Raw genomic sequence first — 19,476 nt, 5'->3', positions numbered from 1 at the left:
TCCATCAGGTCATCCGTCCCGGACTCTTGACTCTGTTACCGCCGGTAGCCATCCTCGTCACACTGCCTGCGCGGGACATGACAATCAGCCGGCTCCCTCAGACGGTCTGCGTCCTCGACCGCGCCATCCGCCGACCGATGACGTGAGTGATGACCATGACCCGAGTCCCGCACCGAAGGCGCAGGCCCCTCGCGCTGCTCGCCCTTCTCCTCGCCATGGTGGCCATGGCCCTCGGCCCCGCGCCCGGCGCGGCGGCCGACGGCGATGCCGGCTGGTGGAACCCGACCGCGCGGCCCGCGCCCGACTCCCAGATCAACGTCACGGGCGAGCCGTTCAAGGGCACCGACGCCCAGGGACGGGTCCGCGGCTTCGTCGACGCCCACGACCACATCATGTCCAACGAGGGCTTCGGCGGCCGGCTCATCTGCGGCAAGGCCTTCTCCGACCTGGGGGTGGCCGACGCCCTCAAGGACTGCCCCGAGCACTACCCCGACGGCTCCCTCGCGATCTTCGACTTCATCACCAAGGGCGGGGACGGCAAGCACGACCCCAACGGCTGGCCGACGTTCAAGGACTGGCCCGCCCACGACTCCCTGACCCACCAGCAGAACTACTACGCCTGGATCGAGCGCGCCTGGCGCGGCGGCCAGCGCGTCCTCGTCAACGACCTCGTCACCAACGGGGTGATCTGTTCGGTCTACTTCTTCAAGGACCGCAGCTGCGACGAGATGACCGCCATCCGCCTGGAGGCGCAGAAGACGTACGACATGCAGGCCTTCGTCGACAAGATGTACGGCGGCCCGGGCAAGGGCTGGTTCCGCATCGTCACCGACTCCGCGCAGGCCCGTGACGTCATCCAGCAGGGCAAGCTGGCCGTGGTGCTGGGCGTGGAGACCTCCGAGCCGTTCGGCTGCAAGCAGATCCTGGACGTCGCCCAGTGCAACAAGGAGGACATCGACCGCGGCCTCGACGAGCTGTACCGGCTCGGCGTCCGCAGCATGTTCCTCTGCCACAAGTTCGACAACGCGCTGTGCGGGGTCCGCTTCGACGAGGGCGCCCTGGGAACGGCGATCAACGTCGGGCAGTTCCTGTCCACCGGCACCTTCTGGAAGACGGAGCAGTGCGCCGGCCCTCAGCACGACAACCCGATCGGCCTGGCACCCGCGCCCTCGGCGCAGAAGGAGCTGCCGGCGGGGGTGGCGGTCCCCTCGTACGCGGCCGGCGCGCAATGCAACTCCCGCGGCCTCACCGACCTCGGCGAGTACGCCGTGCGCGGCATGATGAAACGCAAGATGATGCTCGAAGTCGACCACATGAGCGTCAAGGCCGCGGGCCGGGCCTTCGACATCCTCGAATCCGAGTCCTACCCGGGCGTGATCTCCTCCCACAGCTGGATGGACCTGGGCTGGACCGAACGCCTCTACAAGCTCGGCGGGTTCGCCGCCCAGTACATGAACGGCGCCGAGGGGTTCAGCGGTGAGGCCGCCCGTACGAAGGCGCTGCGCGACAAGTACCAGGTCGGATACGGGTACGGCACCGACATGAACGGGGTCGGCGGCTGGCCGGGCCCGCGCGGCGCCAACACCCCGAACCCGGTGAAGTACCCGTTCCGCAGCACCGACGGCGGCTCCGTCATCGACAGGCAGACCACCGGGCAGCGCACCTGGGACCTCAACACCGACGGCGCCGCGCACTACGGCCTGGTCCCCGACTGGATCGAGGACATCCGGCAGGTCGGAGGCCAGGGCGTCGTGGACGACCTCTTCAAGGGCGCCGAGTCCTACCTGCACACCTGGGGGGCCTCCGAGCAGCACAGGGCGGGGGTCAACCTCGCCGCGGGCGCGCCCGCCTCGGCCAGCTCCGCCGAGTGGAACCCGTTCGTCAGCTACGCGCCCGGCAGGGCCGTGGACGGGGACACGGGAACCCGGTGGGCGAGCGACTGGAACGACGACCAGTGGCTGCGGATCGACCTCGGCTCCGCCGGAGTGGTCAGGCGCGTCACCCTCGACTGGGAGCGCGCGTACGGCAAGTCCTACCGGATCGAGGTCTCGACGGACGACGTGAACTGGCAGACCGTGTATTCCACCACCGCCGGCGACGGCGGATTGGACACGGCGCGGTTCGCCGGGGTCCCGGCCCGGTACGTGCGCGTCCACGGAGCGGGGCGCGGCACGCAGTGGGGCTACTCCCTGCACGAAGTCGGCGTCTACGGCAGCTGACGGCCCGAAGCGGCGCCCGCAGGCCGGGGCAGGTGGGATCGGCTCGTCCGATCCCACCTGCCCCGGCCTCGGCCGTACCGCCGCCCGTACGAAGGGAACCGATTCCGCATGGCACGGATGCCGTTGGCGCAGCGGCGCAGACAACTGACCGAGGCCGCGATCCGGGCGATGGCCCGCGACGGCGTCCCGCGGACGACGACCCGGTCGATCGCCGCCGAGGCGGGCGTGTCGCTGAGCGTCTTCCACTACTGCTTCGACTCCAAGCAGGCGCTGCTCGAATCGGTCATCGAGACCATCACCGAGCACTACCTGGCAGTGGTGAAGGAGGCGATCCTGCCGCGCACCACCCTCCGCGAGACCGTCAGGGCCGGTTTCCGGGCCTACTGGGACCACGTCCGCGCCCACCCCGCCGAACACATGCTCACGTACGAGCTCACCCAGTACGCCCTGCGCGAGCCGGGGTTCGAGCACCTGGCGCGGCGCCAGCACCAGCTGTACTGCGCGACGTACGCGCAGCTGCTGGAGCAGGTCTGCCTCGACATGGAGACCGGGCTGCGCGTCCCCGTGCCCGTACTGGCCCGCTACCTGGCGGCGATGACGGACGGGCTGACCCTGAACTTCCTCGTGCTCGGCGACGCGGCCGCGGCGGAGGCGGAGGCGATCCTCGACATGGTGTCCGACCACGTGGCCGGCCTCGTCCACGACGAGCGTGTGCTGCCGTCCTTCGGCCCGTTGCCGCCCTGAGGCCCGCCGAGGCCCGCCGAGCCCCCGCGCTCACCCCAGGACCGGGTGCGCCTCCGGGTGGGCGTTCCACCACGCCCGGTGGAAGGGGTTGTTGTCCACGTTGGCCAGGTACGCGCCGGCCGCCGCGCGGTAGAGCACGTCCGCCTGCCCGGCGGAGACCGCCGAACGGTTCCAGGCGAGCCGGATACGGCCCGTGATCGGGGTGCCGAGCAGCGGGCGCATCACCGTGCCCTCCACCGCGGGGGCCGTGGGCTGGGTGAGGGAGATGGCGCGGCCCGCCGCCACCAGGTCGTGGCGCATCTTGCGGTCGGTGATCCGGTGACGCAGGGAGGGGGCGAAGCCGGCCTTGGCACAGGCCCCGACCAGCGCCTCGGGGCCGCCGTCGTCGTCCTCCACGAGGGTCATCCACTGCTCGCCGGCCAGTTCGGCGAGGTCCAGGACCTCCCGCCCTGCCAGCGGGTGCCGGGTGGACATCCGGATGCAGAACGGCTCCTTGGGCACCAGGGTCCGGGCCAGGGTGCCCTGGGGCAGCGCCACCTCGTGGTCGTTGACCTCGCCGTAGACGATGACGTCGTACCGGCCCGCGCCGAGCATCCGTACGAGCGCGGTCACCGAGTGCTCCACGTCGACGGTGATCTCCCGCCCGGACAGGACGAGGTCCGTCCGCGCGAGCAGTCCGTCGATCAGGACGAGCAGGATGCATCCGAGCCGCAGCGGGGCGTCGGTCGCCATCGCTCGGGTCTCGGCTCCGAGGCTCTCCATCTCGGTGAGCACGCGCCGCGCCTTGGCCAGGACGAACTGGCCCAGCGGGGTGGGCTCCACCCCGCTGCGGCCGCGGACGAAGAGCTCGCCGCCCGTGACCCGCTCGATCCTGCGCAGCTGCGCGGAGAGCGCGGGCTGGGAGACCCCCAGCCGGCGGGCCGCGCCACCCAGACTCCCGGACTCCGCTATCTGGCACACGGCTTGCAGATGTCTCAACTCCAGCTGCATTCCGGCAGCTTACGCAGCGTGACCCCACGGCACCATAACGCGGACCTTATGTGCGCAGGGATGTCCCAATCTCGCCATGTCCACGCCCATACTCGGCGCCAACACCCACCCGTCCCCTGGACGGATCCCCCCACACGATCGGAGTGGACTCTTGCAGCCCACCAGATGGATGGCCTCCGTGGCGGCCATGGCGCTGACGGCGAGCCTCGCCGGCACGCTGGCCACCGCCGCCTCCGCCTCGCCGCAGGCCCAGCCCCCCGCGCCCTCCCCGCAGGCCAAGTCCGCCGAGCGCGCGGTCGCCGCCGCCGACGCGGCGGTCCGCAGCGGCCTCGACACCCTGGTCAACTCGCCCCAGCAGCAGTACGACCGGCGCCTGGTCACCCCCTGGGTGCAGGACCTGTACTCCGTCTCCTACGAGCGCAGCTACCGCGGGCTGCCGGTCGTCGGCGGCGACGCCGTCGTCCTCGCCGACGGCGAGGGCCGTGTACGCGCCGTCCAGTCGGCCTCGACGACCGCGATCGACATCGCGACCACCCCCTCCGTCAGCGCGAAGGCGGCGGAGACGCTCTCGCGGGCGGAGCTGGCCAAGGTCGACAAGGTGCTCGACAGCCGGCTCGTCGTCAAGATCAAGGACGACAAGCAGGTACTGGCCTGGGAGACCGTCCTCTCCGGCAACACCAAGACCGCGCCCAGCAAGCTGCACGTCTTCGTGGACGCCCGCACCGGCAAGGTCGTCGACCGCCACGACGAGGTCGTCGCCGGCAGCGGGACCAGCAAGTGGAACGGCCCGAACCCGCTCACCCTGGACACCACCGCCTCGGGCGGCTCGTACTCGCTGCGCGACCCGAACCGGCCCGGCCTGAGCTGCGCCGACTACAGCACCGGCAGCGTGTTCACGAAGTCCTCGGACTCCTGGGGCACGGGCAACGCCACCTCCAAGGAAACCGGCTGCACGGACCTGATGTTCGCCGCGCAGAAGCAGTGGGACATGCTGAGCCAGTGGCTGGGCCGCAACGGCGTCAGCGGCAACGGCCGCAGCTTCCCCGGCAAGGTGGGCCTGAGCGACCTCAACGCGTACTGGGACGGCAGCTCGGTCACGATCGGGCACAACAGCGCCAACGAGTGGATCGCCGGGATCGACGTGGTGGGCCACGAGTACGGGCACGCCATCGACTCCAACACCCCCGGCGGCACCAGCGGACAGGAGTCCGGGCTCGGCGAGGGCACCGGCGACATCTTCGGCGCGCTGACCGAGGCGTACGCCAACGAGCCGGCCCCGTACGACACCCCGGACTACACCGTCGGCGAGATGATCAATCTCCAGGGCCGCGGGCCGATCCGGAACATGTACAACCCGCCGGCCGTCAACAACGACCCGGCCTGCTACAGCTCCGCGATACCCGGCACCGAGGTGCACGCGGCCGCGGGACCCCTGAACCACTGGTTCTACCTGCTGGCCGAGGGCAGCAACCCGGGTGGCGGCAAGCCCACCAGCCCCACCTGCAACCAGTCCACGGTCACCGGCGTGGGCGTGCAGACCGCCGGCAAGATCTTCTACGGCGGCATGCTGCTCAAGACCAGCAGCATGTCGTACAAGAAGTACCGGACGGCGACCCTCAGCTCCGCCAAATCGCTGGACCCGGCCACCTGCAACCTCTTCACCAGGACCAAGGCCGCCTGGGACGCGATCAGCGTGCCCGCCCAGTCCGGCGACCCGACCTGCACCCCGAGCGGGCAGAACGACGACTTCTCGATGGCGCTGAACCCGTCCGCGGGCAGCGTCCAGCAGGGCGCCTCGGTCACCACCACCGTGGCCACCAGCACCACCACCGGCCAGGCGCAGCAGGTGACCCTCACCGCCACCGGCCTGCCGTCCGGGGTGAGCGCCTCCTTCAACCCGGCCACCGTGCAGTCCGGCCAGTCCTCGACGCTGACCCTCTCCGCCACGGCCAACGCGGCGCCCGGGTCCTCCACCATCACGGTCAAGGGCCAGGGCCCGAGCCTCGCGCACACCGTCGACTACGCGCTGAACGTCGGCGGCACCCAGCCCGGGAACGACCCGCCGAACATCAACGTGGCCGACGTCCAGGCGCATCTGACCCAGCTGAACGCCATCGCCTCGCAGAACGGCGGCAACCGCCGGGCGGGCAGCGCCGGTTACACCCAGTCCGTGGCGTACATCAAGGGCAAGCTGCAGGCGGCCGGCTTCACCGTCACCGAGCAGAACTGCACCTCGTGCACCTACCCGTCCAACAACCTGATCGCGGACTGGCCCGGCGGCCCGGCCGACCAGACCGTCATGTTCGGCGCCCATCTCGACAGCGTCTCCGCGGGCCCCGGCATCAACGACAACGGCTCGGGCTCCGCGACCCTGCTGGAGAACGCGCTCGTCCTCGCGCAGAAGAACCCCACCCTGACCAAGCACGTGCGGTTCGCCTGGTGGACCGACGAGGAGCAGGGCCTGAACGGCTCGGAGTTCTACGTGGGCCGGCTCAGCAGCGCCGAGAAGGCCGCCATCAAGGGCTACTACAACTTCGACATGGTCGGCTCGCCCAACGGCGGCTACTTCATCAACAACCTCAACTCGACCACGGCCGCACCCCTGAAGGCGTACTGGGCCTCTCTGAACCTCGCCCCCGAGGAGAACACCGAGGGCCAGGGCCGCAGCGACGACTACTCCTTCCAGCAGGGCGGCATCCCCACCTCCGGCTACGCGGCCGGCGCCAGCGCCCGCAAGACCTCGGCACAGGCGACCAAGTGGGGCGGCACCGCGAACGCGGCGTACGACTCCTGCTACCACAGCTCCTGCGACACGACCGGCAACATCAACGCCACGGTGCTGGACCGCAGCGCCGACGGCGTGGCCTACGCGATCTGGAAGCAGGCCGTCGGCGGCGACACCCCGGCACAGGACTTCTCGATCGCCACCTCACCGGCCGCCGGCTCCGCCACCCCGGGCACCAGCGTCACCTCCACGGTGAACACCACCACCGTGAGCGGCAGCCCGCAGACCCTCGCCCTGTCGGTCTCCGGCGCCCCGTCCGGGGTGACCGCGACGCTCAGCCCCTCCTCCGTGCAGTCCGGCGGCTCCTCGACGCTCACCGTGCAGGTCGGCGCGGCCACCGCGGCGGGCACCTACACCCTGACCGTCACCGGTACCGGCACGGTCGCGCACAGCACCACCTACACCCTGACCGTCGGCGGCGGCGGGGGTACGTGCACCCCGAAGCAGGTCGTGGTCAACGGCGGCTTCGAGAGCGGCAGCAGCCCGTGGACCGCCACCGCGGGGGTCGTCACCAACCAGTCCGGCCAGGTCTCGCACAGCGGCGCGTACATGGCGTGGCTGAACGGCTACGGCGCCTCCCACACGGACAGTGCCTCGCAGTCGCTGGCCCTTCCGGCCGGCTGCGCCACGGCCCGGCTCGCCTTCTACCTCCACATCGACACCGATGAGGACGAGAGCGTGGTCTACGACCGGTTCACCGTCTCGGTGGGCGGCCAGACCCTGGAGACCCTGTCCAACCTGGACGCGGCCCCGGGCTACGTGCTCAAGAGCTACGACGTGTCCCGGTTCGCCGGCCAGACCGTCACCCTGAAGTTCCAGGGCGTGGAGGACCAGTCCCTCCAGACCTCCTTCGTCGTGGACGACGTCACCCTCCAGGCGAGCTGACGCCCGTCCGATCCCCGCTTCCGGGCGGCATGAGCCCCGGCCTCGCGGCCGGGGCGCGTGCCGCCCGGCCGCGTCGGCGGGCGTCGGGCGTCAGGCGTCGGCGGGCGTCGTCAGTAGCGGCGCGGGGACATGACCTGGGGAACGGCGTCCGGGACCTCCAGGACGCAGCGCGGGACGCCGGGCCCCGGTGTCGCGCGTACGGACACCGGTGTGGGCGGATCGGTCGGCAGCTCCACCTGCACGGTGACGGGCCGGTCGTGGTGCGTGGAGCCGTGCCCGGTCTCCTTGCCGTCGACCAGGATCTCCACCTCGACGTGGTGGCCGGTCTCGACGGTGGCGCTGACGGAGTGCCCGGCATGATCGATGTGGAAGTGATGGCGTCGTCTCATGGGATCGCCTCCGTCGGGGCACTGCGAACCGTCCCCCCGTCCAGGGTAGCCGCGCCCGCCGCGGACGGCAGGTCGGCCCCGGCGGGCGCCGGGGCGGGCAGGGTGACCGGAGCGTTTTGGTCCCGGGGGCGGATCCTCAATACGATCCGGCGATGATCACAAGAAAATGGGTGGCGGCCGGGGCCTGTGGCCTGTTGGCCACTCTGGCGGTCGGGCTCTTCCCGGCGAATGCCGCCGCCGGCGAACCGGTGGCGAAGGAGTCCCCCAAGGTCGAGCTGGTCCTCGACGTCAGCGGCTCGATGCGGGCGACCGACATCGACGGCAAGTCCCGGATGGCCGCGGCGAAGCAGGCCTTCAACGAGGTGCTGGACGCCACGCCCGACGAGGTACGGCTCGGGATACGGACCCTCGGGGCCACCTATCCCGGTGACGACCGGCAGCTCGGCTGCAAGGACACCAAGCAGCTCTACCCGGTCGGCAAGCTCGACCGGACCGAGGCGAAGACGGCGGTGGCCACCCTGGCCCCCACCGGCTGGACGCCGATCGGGCCGGCCCTGCTGGGCGCGGCCGAGGACCTCAAGGGCGGCGACGCCACCCGGCGGATCGTGCTCATCACCGACGGCGAGGACACCTGTGCCCCGCTCGACCCGTGCGAAGTGGCCCGTGACATCGCGGCCCAGGGCATCCACCTCGTCATCGACACGCTCGGACTCGTCCCCGACGCCAAGACGCGCAACCAGCTGATCTGCATCGCCGAGGCCACCGGCGGCACCTACACCTCGGTACAGCACACCGCCGAACTCTCCGGCCGCGTCAAGCAGTTGGTGGACCGGGCGGCGACCCCGGTCGTCACCCCGGTGGCGACCGAGGGCGCCAAGCAGTGCGCCGGCGCCCCGCAGCTCGGCGCGGGCCTCTACACCGACCGCGAGACCTTCGGCGAGCACCGCTGGTACCGGGTGGACGTCAAGCCAGGCCAGGAGCTGCGCGCTTCGGTGAGCGTCGCCGCCGACCGGGCCGTCAACAACGACTACGGGGTCATGCTGCGGGCCACCACCGTGCACGGGCGGGAGATCGTCCGCGGCTCGGAGGCGGGCGACGGACGCACCGACATGATCTCGACCGGTCTGCGCTACCCGAAGGCCGAGGTCGACGACTCCGACGAGGACGGCGACGGCAAGCAGGCGGTGGAGACCGTCTGCCTCCAGGTCAGCAACTCCTTCTCGGCCCCCGCCTCGGTCAAGACCACGCCGGGCCTGCCCGTCGAGCTCACCATCGACGTGGTGGACGGGCCCGACGACGCCTCCGACGCGGCGGCGTTCGGTCTCGGCCGCGGCTGGTGGCTGCTCGGCGTGCTGGTGCTCGCGGGCCTCGTCGCCGGCCTGCTGTGGGGCTGGGTCTCCCGCTGGCGTATCTCGGTCTGGAGGACCAACTGATGCGTACCGTACGCATACTGACCGCCGCCGCCCTCGCCGCGGGCGGTGTGCTCGGCATGGCGGGCTCCGCCCTGGCCGACACCCCGTCGGCCGGCGCGAGTACGAGCGCGAGCCCGGGCGGCAAGGCCTCCGGGCCGACCGAGGCGGGCACGGCCTTCCGTACCGCCACGGCGATCCGGCCGGGCCAGCGGGCCACGGCCGAGGCGTCCACGGGTGACTACCTGTACTGGGTGGTCCCGCTGGACTCGGGGCAGCGGGCCACGGTCAAGGCCACGGTGAAGCTGCCTCCGGCGGCGAACCGGCACTCCGCCTCGACGTGGCAGCTCGACGTCTACGACGGGCTGCGCCGCCGCCAGGCGTGCACCTACGGCACGCAGCAGGCCGCGGCCGCCAAGGAGACCGCCTCGGTGGAGCTGTCCTGCACGCTGCGCACGGTCCGCCCGGGTGCGGAGCCCTGGGCCAACGACCCGCTGCCCGGAAGCTACTACGTCCGCCTGACGGTGGTCGGCGTGGCGGAGGAGGACCTCGGCCTTCCCGTACGGGCCGAGGTCGAGACCTCCACCCGGGACACGGGAGGTGCCTTCGCGGTGGACGGCGCGCTGGCGAAGCCGCTCGTACCCGGCATCGGCAAGACCGCGCAGGCGGGCACCGGCGGTTCGGACCGGCCGGCGGCCGCTGCCGAGCCGGCCGACGGCTGGTCCGGCGGCCGGTGGTCCGACCGCTGGATCTGGACGGCGGCGGGCGGGGTCCTCGGCGCCCTCGCCGGCATCTTCGGGTACTCCCTCACCCGCGGCAGGGGCCGCCCCTCCGGGGTCCCGCCCCGCGGCTGACCGCCCCGGCGGCCGCGGCACCCCGCGTCGGCCGCCGGACACCCGCGCGGAGGCGGACCTCAGTAGCCCGCCTCCGCGTGGCCCGCGTCCGCCGCGATGTCCAGACGGCCCGGCGCCGCCGGATCGTGCAGGCCGGGCGCGACGTCGCAACGGCCCGCCCCGGCCCGGGCCGTGACCCGGAAGCGGGTCTCCGCCGGCACGGTGAGCCGGAGCCGCCCCGCACCCGCCCGGGCGGTGACCCGCTCCGGCGGGGCGGCGAACCGGACGACGGCCGAGCCCGCCCCGGCCCGGACCTCGGCCTCCGGCGAGCTGAGTCCGGTGGCTTCGAGCGAGCCCGCGCCCACGCTCGCCCGCAGCGGCCCGCGCAGCGCGCTCAGCCGGAGCGTCCCGGCACCGACCGAGGCGTCGACGGCCCCGCCCAGCCCGCTGACCACCACCGTGCCGGAGCCCGCGGTGACCTTCACCGGCATGCCGGCGGGCACGGTGACGCCCAGGTCGACCGAGCAGCCGATGCCGGAGGCCACGAAGTCCGCGGCCGCCGGGCAGCGCGGCGTCAGCTTCAGGGTGTCGCCGAGCCAGCTCTCCTCGATGTCCGGAGCCGCCATCGACCAGCGCGTCTCGGCCCGGTAGACGACCTGCCCGTCGGAGCGGGGGGTGATGCGCACGTCGGCGCCACCCGCGTCGATCTCCACGGCGGACACCGGCCGTTCGCCGCTGCCGCCGCTCAGCGTCGCGCTCCCGCGCTCGCCTGCGGCGTACGACCAGACCTGCCAGGTGGCGGGGGCAACGACGAGCACGGCGCTCAGGGCCGCGGCCACGACCCACGCCGCACGCCGGGGACGCCGGGGACTCCCGCCGCCGCCCCCGCTCACGAGGTGCCGTCCAGGAAGCGCAGGACCGCCAGCACCCGACGGTGGTCGCCGTCGGCCTGCGGCAGGTCCAGCTTGGCCAGGATGTTGTTGATGTGCTTGGCGACCGCACTCTCGCCGACCACGAGCTGCGCCGCGATCCCCGCGTTGGAGCGCCCCTCGGCCATCAGCGCGAGCACCTCCCGTTCCCGCGGGGTGAGCCGCTCCAGCGGGTCGATGCCCCCGCCGCGCCGCAGCAGAAGCTGCGAGACCACCTGCGGATCGAGGGCGGTGCCGCCGGCCGCGACCCGTCTGACGGCGTCGATGAACTCCTCGACGTCGGCGACGCGCTGCTTGAGCAGGTACCCGATGCCCCCGGCCCGACCGGCCAGCAGATCGGCCGCGTAACGCTCCTCCACGTACTGCGAGAGCAGCAGGACCGAGGTAGCCGGCCACTGTTGGCGGATCATCAGGGCCGCGCGCACGCCCTCGTCGGTGAATCCGGGCGGCATGCGCACGTCGACCAGGGCGAGGTCGGGTTCGTGCGCGGCCACGGCGGCGAGCAGGGCCTCGGCGTCCCCCGTCTCGGCGGCCACCTCGAATCCGGCCATTTCGAGGACCTTCACCAGCCCTATTCGCAGCAGCACCGAGTCCTCGGCGATCACAGCCCGCACGGCAGCTCCACAGTCACGACGGTCGGGCCCCCGAGGGGGCTGTTGATCACGATGGTTCCGTCGACCGACCCTACGCGTTTGCGCAGGCCCACCAGTCCGGTGCCGCGGGCCGGGTCCGCGCCGCCCACCCCGTCGTCGGTGACGGTGATGCGCAGCAGGTCGGCGTCCCGGCGGGCGTCCACGCGGCAGCGGGAGGCCTTGGCGTGCTTGGCGACGTTGGCGAGGGCCTCGGAGACGACGAAGTAGGCGACGGCCTCGACGGTGGGGCCGGGCCGGCGCGCCAGCTCCACGGTCAGTTCGACCGGCAGCGGCGCCCGGGCCGCGATCCCGGACAGGGCCGCGTCGAGTCCCCGGTCCTCCAGGACCGCCGGATGCAGGCCGCGTACGAGGCTGTTGAGCTCCTCGATGGCCTCCTTGGCCTCGCGGTGGGCCTCGTCGATCACGGCCTTGGCCTCGGGTGGGAGATCGGTGAGCGTGGCGCGGGCGATGCCGAGGTTCATGGCGAGGGCGACCAGGCGCTGCTGGGCGCCGTCGTGCAAGTCCCGCTCGATCCGCCGGCGTTCGAGGTCGGCGGCGTCGAGGACGTCGGCCCGGCTCTCGGCGAGGTCCTCGACGCGCCGCTCCAACTCCTTGGCCCGGTTGGGACCGAGGAGGGCTGCCGCGGCGAAGGCGTCGAGCCGGGCCAGGGCGGCGGCGAGCCAGGGGGTGGCGAGCAGCAGCAGGGCGCCGAGGACGGTGACGGTGTCGTAGCGCCCGGTCCAGCCGGGGCCGCCGTACTCGGCGGGCAGCATCCACGACCAGCCGTACACGGAGGCCCCGGCGAACCCGCACGCCCAGGCCAGGACGATCAGCGCCCCGCCGATCCCCGCGAGCGGGCTGACCAGCAGGTGGTACCCGTACTGGCGCCAGGTCGACTCCGCGCGCAGCCAGGCGGGCAAGGCGCTTGGCCGCAGCGGCCGTTGTCCGCGGGAGACGGCCGGGATCTCCCGCTCCAGCAGCTCCCGGAACCGGCTTCGCTGCAGCAGGGTGAGCAGCGGGGTCAGGATCAGCAGCACGAACAGCGTGAGTGCGGCGGCCTTGGGGAACAGGAACGCGGCCGCGGCGGGCAGGGCCATCGGAAGGGCGGCGACGGTGAAGGCGGTGCTCCGCCAGGCCCACGCCGACCAGGGCGCGTGGCCGGCGATCCACCGTGTGGTACGCCTCAGCGCCCCGGAAAGTCCCATACCCGTACGGTAATCGCACTGGTCAGGGCCGCCCCACCACCCTGGTACCCGGTCGGGGGTGTAGCCAGTGCCACCCCCGGTTCGGACCGTGCCGCTACTGATTCCGCTCCTCCGCGCGACCAGAGTGGTGCCCGTACCCGGAGGACGGACCGCCGGGGCCGGAAGGAGCTCCACCGCCATGACCCTCGTCGCCCCGCGTCTGCGGACCCGCCGCACGCCCCGGCCCCGGCTGGCCACGCTGCTCACCGGCGCCGGGGCGGCGCTGCTGCCGTGGATGGTGGTGCTGGCGAAGACGCTGCCGCAGACCACAGAGGTCTCCAACTGGTCGACCGCCTGGATCGGGCTGGACGCCATGCTGGCCGCCGGGCTGAGCGGTACGGGTCTGCTGCTGGGGCGCCACGATCCCCGCGCGGCGCCCCTGGCAGCGGCGACCGCCGCGCTGCTGGTGATGGACGCCTGGTTCGACGTGACGACCTCGGCTCCGGGCAGCGCCCGGGCGGCGGCCGTGGCCCTGGCGGCCTGCGCGGAACTTCCCCTGGCGGCGGCCTGCGCGGCGGTGGCGGCCCGCCGTCCGGTGTTCTAGCGTCGGAAGGGCGGGGTGACCGATGCGCCACGCCGGCCGTCCTCCCAAAGTGCCCGCGCCGCAGCGCCCCGCCCGTGGCCCGGCGCACCGGCGGGCCGCGTGACCGACCGAGAGAGCAGGTGCGTCCGCATGCGTCCGTCGGCCCGTGTACCCAGTGTCCTCGCCGGTTTCGTCCTCGCCGCCGGCGGCGCCTTCTTCGCCGCCCCGGCCGCCGGCGCGGCCGCTCCCACCAGCATCCAGGAGTGCGAGCAGTACATCGTGCAGCACGGCAAGAAGATCACTGACGGGGTGGGTCAGGCCTGTTACGAGGGCCAGATCGGCAACCAGACCAGCTGCGCCGCGAGCCTCCAGGCGGTCGGCATCCCCGCGGACGTGGCGTCCGGGGCCTGCCGCGCGGCGCACTAGAACGCCCGCCGGGCATCACACCGGGTGACCGTTGTCGTCGGTGGGCTCCTCCTGCGTGGAGAACTTGGAGAGGAACACGTCGAAGAGGCCGTCCGGGCGCCGGGTCAGCGTGGCCCCGTCCTGCCAGGTCCCGTTGTCCGGCCACCACTGGCTGCCGTACGGATCGCCCTGGTTCTGGTGGACGTTGTGCATGCCGAGCCCCTCGTCGAAGGGTTCGCCGAAGACCAGGACGGGCCGGCCCACGACGAGGATCGGCTCCAGCGCCGCGGAGGCCTCCAGGTACGAGCCCGAGACCCAGGGCCGGGGCGGGTTCAGCCGGTCCAGGATCCGCTGGAACCACCGCGGCGGGTGGCCGCCGAGGAGACAGCCGGGGCGGTCGGCGAGCGCCGGGTGGCGCAGGTAGTCGAGCGCGCCGGATCCGGAGGTCCGGGCGAGGTCGTGGTAGCCGGGCGCGGGCGAGGCGACGGGGTCGAGCACCGAGGCGTGCAGGGTGAAGACCTTCCACTGCACCCCGACGGCGGAGTGCTTGCTGTCCACGTCGATGGCGCACTCGTAGAGGCCGGCGGGCGCGTCGACCTCCAGGTGGACGTGGAACCAGCGGCCCTGGTCATCGGGCCGGTCACGGAAGTGGCGGTGCAGGGTTCCGGACAGCACTCCGTAGTTTTCGAGCGGCATGCCGCCAGTGAACCACCCGGGTCGCCCGACCGCGGGCGCCCGCAGGTGTGTCCCGACGATCTCCCAAGCCATGGTGAACACTTGACGGAACGTTGACTCCTTGCGGAGCGAGCCGCACCACACCCGGTGGCTACCGTCCCTGCCATGCCCCTACCTCCTCCCCTCCCGGTCCTCCCGTACCGCAAGCCGACCCGCGGGCGCGACTACTGGGTACTGGACGACGTACTGCCGGACCCGGACGCCGTACGGGAGCGCTGCCTGGCCAAGGACGACTGGACCGAGGGCTATCCGCACAAGCCCGAGAGCTGGCCGGGGCTGCGCGCGATGCCGGGCCTGGCGCCCGATGAACTGGCCCTGGTGGAGCGGCTGGTGCGCAAGTCCACCGGCGCGCCGAAGCTCTGGGCCGAACGGCCCGCGGGCGGCGGCACGTTCAACCACAACTGCGTCCAGGTCGTCGGCGAGGGCGAGTCCGAGCCGCGCCCGCACACCGACTCGCGGAGCTTGTGCCGCTATGCCGCCGTCCTCTACCTGAACCCGGCGGTGCCGAAGGACTGCGGGACCAGCTTCTACCGGCAGAGCCTGCCCGGCGGCGCGCTGGGCGGCAACCAGGTGATCGCCCCGCACAACAACCTGGTCGACGCCCTGGGCACCCGCTTCGTCTCCCCGGACTCCTTCACCGAGGACGTACGGGTCCCCCACCGCGCCAACCGGCTGCTGCTGTACTCCGCGAACCTGATCCACAGCGCCACCGGCTACTGGGGCCGGACGCTGGAGGAGAAGCGGATGACGGCCGTGTTCTTCTGGAAGGCCTGACCCCGGCGGCGCCGGTGGCGGGGAAGGTGTGACGGAAGTCTGACGGACCGCCGCCGGGCCTGGCGCCGGCGCGGCGGCGGTGGTCGAATCGGGCCGTGAGCCCGACACCCGCAGCCGAACCCGCACCCCAGCCGCCGCCGGACCCCGACCCCGACCCCGACGGTCAGGGCACGCCGATCGGGCGCCGCCTGGTCCTCGGCACGGTCGGGCTCGGCGCCGCCGGGCTGGTCACCGCCCCGTACCTCCAGGGCGGCTTCGAGGCCTTCCTCGGCGCGGCCTCCACCAAGGACCCCACCGGCCTCACGGGGCTGCTGCCCAACGGCGGCGGGTTCCGCTACTACTCGGTCACCGCCTCCGTACCCGAGCGCGGCCCCGAGAACTACCGGCTCACCGTCGACGGCCTCGTCGACCGCCCCATGACGTACACCCTCGACGCACTCCGGGCGCTTCCGCAGACCCGCGTCGTACGGGACGTGCAGTGCGTCACCGGCTGGCGGGTTCCCGGCACCCCCTTCGAGGGCGTGCCGCTGACGCGGCTGCTCGACGCCGCCGGGGTGCGCCCCGAGGCCCGGGCCATCCGCTTCAGCTGCTTCGACGGCGCGTACACCGAGAGCCTGACCCTCCCCCAGGCCCGCCGGGACGACGTCATGGTGGCCCTGCGCATGCAGGACAAGCCGCTGAGCCATTCCCACGGCGGTCCCGTCCGCCTGTACGTGGCCCCCATGTACTTCTACAAGTCAGCGAAGTGGCTCTCCGGCATCACCCTGACCCGTGACGTGGAGCCGGGTTACTGGGAGGACCTCGGGTACGACGTCGACGCATGGGTCGGCCGGTCGAACGGACGCGACGATGCCCCGACCGTCTGAGCCGGCGCGCCGGCGCACCGAGCGGATCCACCGGTTCAGCGGCGCCGAGCGGTGGATCCACCGGTCCACGGCCGCGCTGACGGGGCTGTGCGCGGGCACGGCGGCCTGTCTGTACCTGCCGGCGCTCGCCGAGCTCGTCGGCCGCCGCCACCTGCTGGTCACCGTGCACGTCTGGTCCGGGCTGCTGCTGGTCGTCCCGTTCCTGCTGGGGCTCGCCTCGAGCGCCTTCCGCGCCGACCTGCGGCGCCTCGGCCGGTTCGGGCCGCACGACCGGGTCTGGCTGCGGGCCGCCCTGCGACGGGACCGCGTGACCAGGCGGCCCGCCGGGAAGTTCAACGCCGGCCAGAAGGTGTACGCGGGCTGGCTGGCCGGGGCGGTCCTGGTGATGGCGGGTACCGGGATGCTCATGTGGTGGACCGGCCTCGTCCCGCTGGTCCGGCGCACGGCGGCCACCTTCGTCCACGACTGGCTGGCCCTCACCATGGGTGTCGTGCTCGCCGCGCACATCGGCAAGGCCCTGGCCGACCCCGAGGCGCGCCGGGGCCTGCGTACGGGCTCCGTCGACCGCGGGTGGGCCGAGCGCGAGCACCCGCTGTGGCGGCACGGGCGGCCCGGCCCCGCGGAGCGGGGGGAGCCGGCCGACGCGGATCGCGCTCCGGCCGGTTCCGCGTGAACCGCCGTCAGCCGCCGTCAGCCGCCGTCGCGTACGGCGACGATGCCGTTGAAGACGCCGACGTAGGCGGTGCCGTCGGGTCCGAGCGTGATCGGTGCCCAGTTGTTGTCGTACAGCGGCCCGGTTCCCGTCAGCTGCCGCCAGCGGCGCTCTCCGGTGCGGAAGTCCACCGCCGTCAGGTACCAGGCGTCGATCCCCCAGGCATTGGGCTCCTTCTCGTAGAAGTAGAGCAGCCCGTTCGCGGTGGAGAGCTTCGGGACGACGGAGGGCGAGCGGACGGGGCTGTGCCACACCGTGTCGCAGCCGCTGCCGTCGCCGCGGACGTCGATCCGGCTGGCCCCGCCGACGACGGACTTGCCGAGCAGCAGGCTGGTGAGGTTCTCGTAGCCGTAGTTGTTCTCGACGACGATGCTGTTGCCCCAGGTGATCAGGGAGTTGTCGGTGGTCGAGGCGCCGCCGGCGAACACCGGGACCTTGCAGACCAGCCGCCGGTCGGCGGGTACGTCGGTGCCCCGCCGGTAGACCAGGACGTTCATCCGGTCGTCGGCGTTGTCGGTGATGGCGACGTAGCCGTCGCCGAAGAGGTCCGGGGTGGTGCCCGAGCCCTGGTTCACGGAGCCGGGTTTGGTTCCCGTACCGCGGTCGTACGTCTGGCGCCACTGCACTTCGGGGGTGCCGTCGGCGGTGGCGCGGAAGCTGTAGAGGGCGTGGTCGGAGACGATCGACACACCGTCCTCGGCGACCGAGAAGGAGTTCTGGATCTCCTCGCCCGGGAGGCGGACCGAGCGGATCCGCGAGGTGTGCGGATCCACGGTGCCCACGCGGCCCTGCCGGGTGACCCACCAGATGCGGCCGTTCCAGTCGGGCATCACGGAGGTGACGGGGTCGCAGGTGCCGCTGGGCCGCAGGTTGGTCCAGGTGACGCAGTCGTGCGGAACCTGGCCGGTGAGGTCCCAGTCGTCGTCGACGGCGAACGTCCAGCTGCCGTCCGGCTGCTGCGCGTGCGAGAGGCGCAGGATGTGCTGGCGGGAGTCGGCCAGCACGGCCCGGTCCTGGTCGTCCAGGTAGAAGTAGGCGCCGCCCGAGGTGTCCTTGAAGATCTTCGAGAAGTCGAGGGAGGTGATCGCCTCGACCGTCGAAGAACGCTGCGGGAGCTGGTGTTCCGCGAGCGTGGACAGCGTATGGGGATCAAGGAGCTTGACCTTGAAGCCGGTGAAGGTGCCGCACACCGTGACCAGCCGGCCGCCCGCGTCGAAGGTGGCGGTGGCGCATTCGCCGCCCAGAGCGGCGATCTTCTCGCTGCTCACCCGCGGGTTCCTGCCGAGCGGCCCGGACCAGGGGGAGGTGGCGCTGCCCCCGGCGTCGGAGTGCATGCCGCTGCGGCCGTTGGGCGCGAGGAAGGGGTGCTGGGGCGGGGACTCGCCGGGCAGCGGGACGGCGGCCGCGGGGGCGCCGTCGTAGTGGCTGACCAGGCGGTGACCGGGGGTCTGGGGTATCTCCGCGGCCTGCGCCGGGGAGGTCCCGTACATCGCGGTGAACACGATGAGGGCGGGGACCACGGCGCAGTTCAGCGCTCTTCGGAACATCCGGGCTTCCTCCGTTCTCTTCAGTTTTGTTGACAGTGCGTATGACATCGCGCCGCCGCCAGACGCTAGATCGCACGGCCTGAGGAGTCCATGGCGGAGCCGGATGATTCATGAAGGCGCAACAGTCGATCAGTTCGCCCGGGACCGGGGGCTTACGGGCGCAGGCCGGAGACCACCTCGGCCGTGGCCGTCAGACCGTCGTGGATGGTCGCCGCCATGCTGCTGCTCGCGAGGTAGAAGCCGAGCAGCACGCAGACGAGGGCGTGGGAGAACTTGAGTCCGCCGCTGCGCATGAAGATCCACGCGAGGACCAGGAGCAGCACGACCACGGAGAGCGAAATCACCATCGATACCTCCTGAGAGCGGCGCCCATCGTGGCGCAGGAGGGGTTGCCTCCGGGCGAAACCCGTGTCCGCCGTACGGGTGTTGACCGTCCGTGACCGGCGGTCAGTGCTTGACGATCTCGTCCCAGTGGGTCGTACGGTCGCACCAGCGGGCGAGCAGGACCGGATCGTGGCCGACCGCGAGGAGCCCGGCCCCGGTCTCGGCGCGGTACTCCTCGACCACCCCCACCAGGGCGGCAGTGGTGGAGGCGTCCAGCATCGCGGTCATCGGTCGGCCGAGAGGCGGGGCTGCTGGAAGACGACGCCGACTCCGATGCGCAGGGAGCGCGGCGCCCGATGGCGGAAGCCCGTCACGGCGGTGCCGTCGAAGGCCACGGTCCCGCGGTCGGGATCAGAAGAACACGAACCCGGACACATCGACCGGCGGTGCGAGCCCGCCTCGCACGGGTCTTGCCGCGCCTCCCGCAGGCGTGCCATATATGTCTAGACCTTTACGAGGAAGCGGAAGCCG

General features: G+C 72.4%; 18 protein-coding genes and 1 pseudogene. 10 read left to right on the top strand and 9 right to left on the bottom strand.

What is annotated here, in order from left to right; translation table 11 throughout:
* Nucleotides 1–149 precede the first annotated feature (149 nt).
* Together K7B10_RS33205 and K7B10_RS33200 are read left to right on the top strand one after the other, a co-directional pair.
* A complete protein-coding gene (locus K7B10_RS33205) occupies nucleotides 150–2,219 on the top strand; it encodes a galactose-binding domain-containing protein (protein ID WP_372481496.1) in 2,070 nt (689 codons plus the stop codon).
* 108 nt (nucleotides 2,220–2,327) lie between these two features.
* Nucleotides 2,328–2,963 (top strand): TetR/AcrR family transcriptional regulator, encoded by a 636-nt coding sequence (locus K7B10_RS33200; RefSeq protein WP_229342531.1) that lies wholly within the window; start codon nucleotides 2,328–2,330, stop codon nucleotides 2,961–2,963.
* Nucleotides 2,964–2,993: 30 nt separating this feature from the next.
* Here K7B10_RS33200 and K7B10_RS33195 read toward each other — a convergent pair whose 3' ends face one another.
* On the bottom strand, nucleotides 2,994–3,953 hold the full coding sequence (locus tag K7B10_RS33195) for a LysR family transcriptional regulator (RefSeq protein WP_229342529.1): 960 nt from the start codon (nucleotides 3,951–3,953) through the stop codon (nucleotides 2,994–2,996).
* Nucleotides 3,954–4,131: 178 nt separating this feature from the next.
* On the opposite strand from K7B10_RS33195, the gene K7B10_RS33190 reads away from it, so the two are divergent.
* Complete coding sequence (locus tag K7B10_RS33190) at nucleotides 4,132–7,623, top strand: M28 family peptidase (protein WP_372481571.1); 3,492 nt, start codon at nucleotides 4,132–4,134, stop codon at nucleotides 7,621–7,623.
* A gap of 110 nt (nucleotides 7,624–7,733) precedes the next feature.
* Here the strand turns inward: K7B10_RS33190 and K7B10_RS33185 are convergent, their stop codons facing one another.
* The gene (locus tag K7B10_RS33185) at nucleotides 7,734–8,012 is read right to left on the bottom strand and encodes a hypothetical protein (RefSeq protein WP_229342527.1); all 279 of its coding nucleotides are present in this window, start codon (nucleotides 8,010–8,012) and stop codon (nucleotides 7,734–7,736) included.
* Between the two features lie 152 nt (nucleotides 8,013–8,164).
* On the opposite strand from K7B10_RS33185, the gene K7B10_RS33180 reads away from it, so the two are divergent.
* Complete coding sequence (locus tag K7B10_RS33180) at nucleotides 8,165–9,445, top strand: VWA domain-containing protein (RefSeq protein ID WP_229342525.1); 1,281 nt, start codon at nucleotides 8,165–8,167, stop codon at nucleotides 9,443–9,445.
* Nucleotides 9,445–10,275, top strand: coding sequence for a hypothetical protein (locus K7B10_RS33175; RefSeq protein ID WP_229342522.1), 831 nt, complete (start codon nucleotides 9,445–9,447; stop codon nucleotides 10,273–10,275). The genes K7B10_RS33180 and K7B10_RS33175 overlap by 1 nt, the downstream gene beginning before the upstream one ends.
* Before the next feature lie 59 nt (nucleotides 10,276–10,334).
* Here the strand turns inward: K7B10_RS33175 and K7B10_RS33170 are convergent, their stop codons facing one another.
* Genes K7B10_RS33170 through K7B10_RS33160 form a run of 3 tightly spaced genes read right to left on the bottom strand, consistent with a single transcriptional unit; the run spans nucleotide 10,335 to nucleotide 13,020 of the window.
* Nucleotides 10,335–11,093, bottom strand: coding sequence for a DUF4097 family beta strand repeat-containing protein (locus K7B10_RS33170; RefSeq protein ID WP_229342520.1), 759 nt, complete (start codon nucleotides 11,091–11,093; stop codon nucleotides 10,335–10,337).
* A 50-nt stretch (nucleotides 11,094–11,143) separates the two neighbouring features.
* Nucleotides 11,144–11,797 carry a response regulator gene (locus tag K7B10_RS33165; protein ID WP_229342518.1) on the bottom strand — a complete coding sequence of 218 codons (654 nt, stop codon included), beginning with the start codon at nucleotides 11,795–11,797 and terminating at the stop codon, nucleotides 11,144–11,146.
* A complete protein-coding gene (locus K7B10_RS33160; protein ID WP_229342516.1) occupies nucleotides 11,785–13,020 on the bottom strand; it encodes a sensor histidine kinase in 1,236 nt (411 codons plus the stop codon). Before K7B10_RS33160 ends, K7B10_RS33165 begins: the two co-directional genes overlap by 13 nt.
* A gap of 178 nt (nucleotides 13,021–13,198) precedes the next feature.
* Here K7B10_RS33160 and K7B10_RS33155 point away from each other — a divergent pair, with 178 nt between their 5' ends.
* Nucleotides 13,199–13,603, top strand: a complete 405-nt coding sequence (locus K7B10_RS33155) for a hypothetical protein (RefSeq protein WP_229342514.1) — start codon at nucleotides 13,199–13,201, stop codon at nucleotides 13,601–13,603.
* 129 nt (nucleotides 13,604–13,732) lie between these two features.
* A complete protein-coding gene (locus K7B10_RS33150) occupies nucleotides 13,733–14,008 on the top strand; it encodes a hypothetical protein (RefSeq protein WP_229342512.1) in 276 nt (91 codons plus the stop codon).
* 15 nt (nucleotides 14,009–14,023) lie between these two features.
* Here K7B10_RS33150 and K7B10_RS33145 read toward each other — a convergent pair whose 3' ends face one another.
* Nucleotides 14,024–14,683, bottom strand: a complete 660-nt coding sequence (locus tag K7B10_RS33145; protein ID WP_229342510.1) for a DUF2278 family protein — start codon at nucleotides 14,681–14,683, stop codon at nucleotides 14,024–14,026.
* A 144-nt stretch (nucleotides 14,684–14,827) separates the two neighbouring features.
* On the opposite strand from K7B10_RS33145, the gene K7B10_RS33140 reads away from it, so the two are divergent.
* From K7B10_RS33140 to K7B10_RS33130, 3 genes are all read left to right on the top strand, one after another.
* Nucleotides 14,828–15,496: a DUF6445 family protein gene (locus tag K7B10_RS33140; RefSeq protein WP_229342508.1), complete on the top strand. Its 669-nt coding sequence runs from the start codon at nucleotides 14,828–14,830 to the stop codon at nucleotides 15,494–15,496.
* A gap of 95 nt (nucleotides 15,497–15,591) precedes the next feature.
* On the top strand, nucleotides 15,592–16,362 hold the full coding sequence (locus tag K7B10_RS33135) for a molybdopterin-dependent oxidoreductase (RefSeq protein WP_229342506.1): 771 nt from the start codon (nucleotides 15,592–15,594) through the stop codon (nucleotides 16,360–16,362).
* Nucleotides 16,346–17,035: a cytochrome b/b6 domain-containing protein gene (locus K7B10_RS33130; protein ID WP_229342499.1), complete on the top strand. Its 690-nt coding sequence runs from the start codon at nucleotides 16,346–16,348 to the stop codon at nucleotides 17,033–17,035. The genes K7B10_RS33135 and K7B10_RS33130 overlap by 17 nt, the downstream gene beginning before the upstream one ends.
* Before the next feature lie 17 nt (nucleotides 17,036–17,052).
* On the opposite strand, the gene K7B10_RS33125 is transcribed toward K7B10_RS33130, so the two are convergent.
* The 3 genes and pseudogenes from K7B10_RS33125 to K7B10_RS33115 all read right to left on the bottom strand — a co-directional run.
* Nucleotides 17,053–18,621, bottom strand: coding sequence for a hypothetical protein (locus K7B10_RS33125; RefSeq protein ID WP_372481495.1), 1,569 nt, complete (start codon nucleotides 18,619–18,621; stop codon nucleotides 17,053–17,055).
* A 152-nt stretch (nucleotides 18,622–18,773) separates the two neighbouring features.
* Nucleotides 18,774–18,968 carry a hypothetical protein gene (locus tag K7B10_RS33120; protein WP_134074112.1) on the bottom strand — a complete coding sequence of 65 codons (195 nt, stop codon included), beginning with the start codon at nucleotides 18,966–18,968 and terminating at the stop codon, nucleotides 18,774–18,776.
* A gap of 100 nt (nucleotides 18,969–19,068) precedes the next feature.
* Nucleotides 19,069–19,355: pseudogene (locus K7B10_RS33115) on the bottom strand (hypothetical protein); the annotation flags it as partial.
* Nucleotides 19,356–19,476: the final 121 nt, after the last annotated feature.

The organism is Streptomyces flavotricini, assembly GCF_020639365.1.
GTDB lineage: Bacteria > Actinomycetota > Actinomycetes > Streptomycetales > Streptomycetaceae > Streptomyces > Streptomyces flavotricini.
Note: the sequence above shows the minus strand (reverse complement) of the source record. Positions and strands in the feature narration are given on the sequence as shown.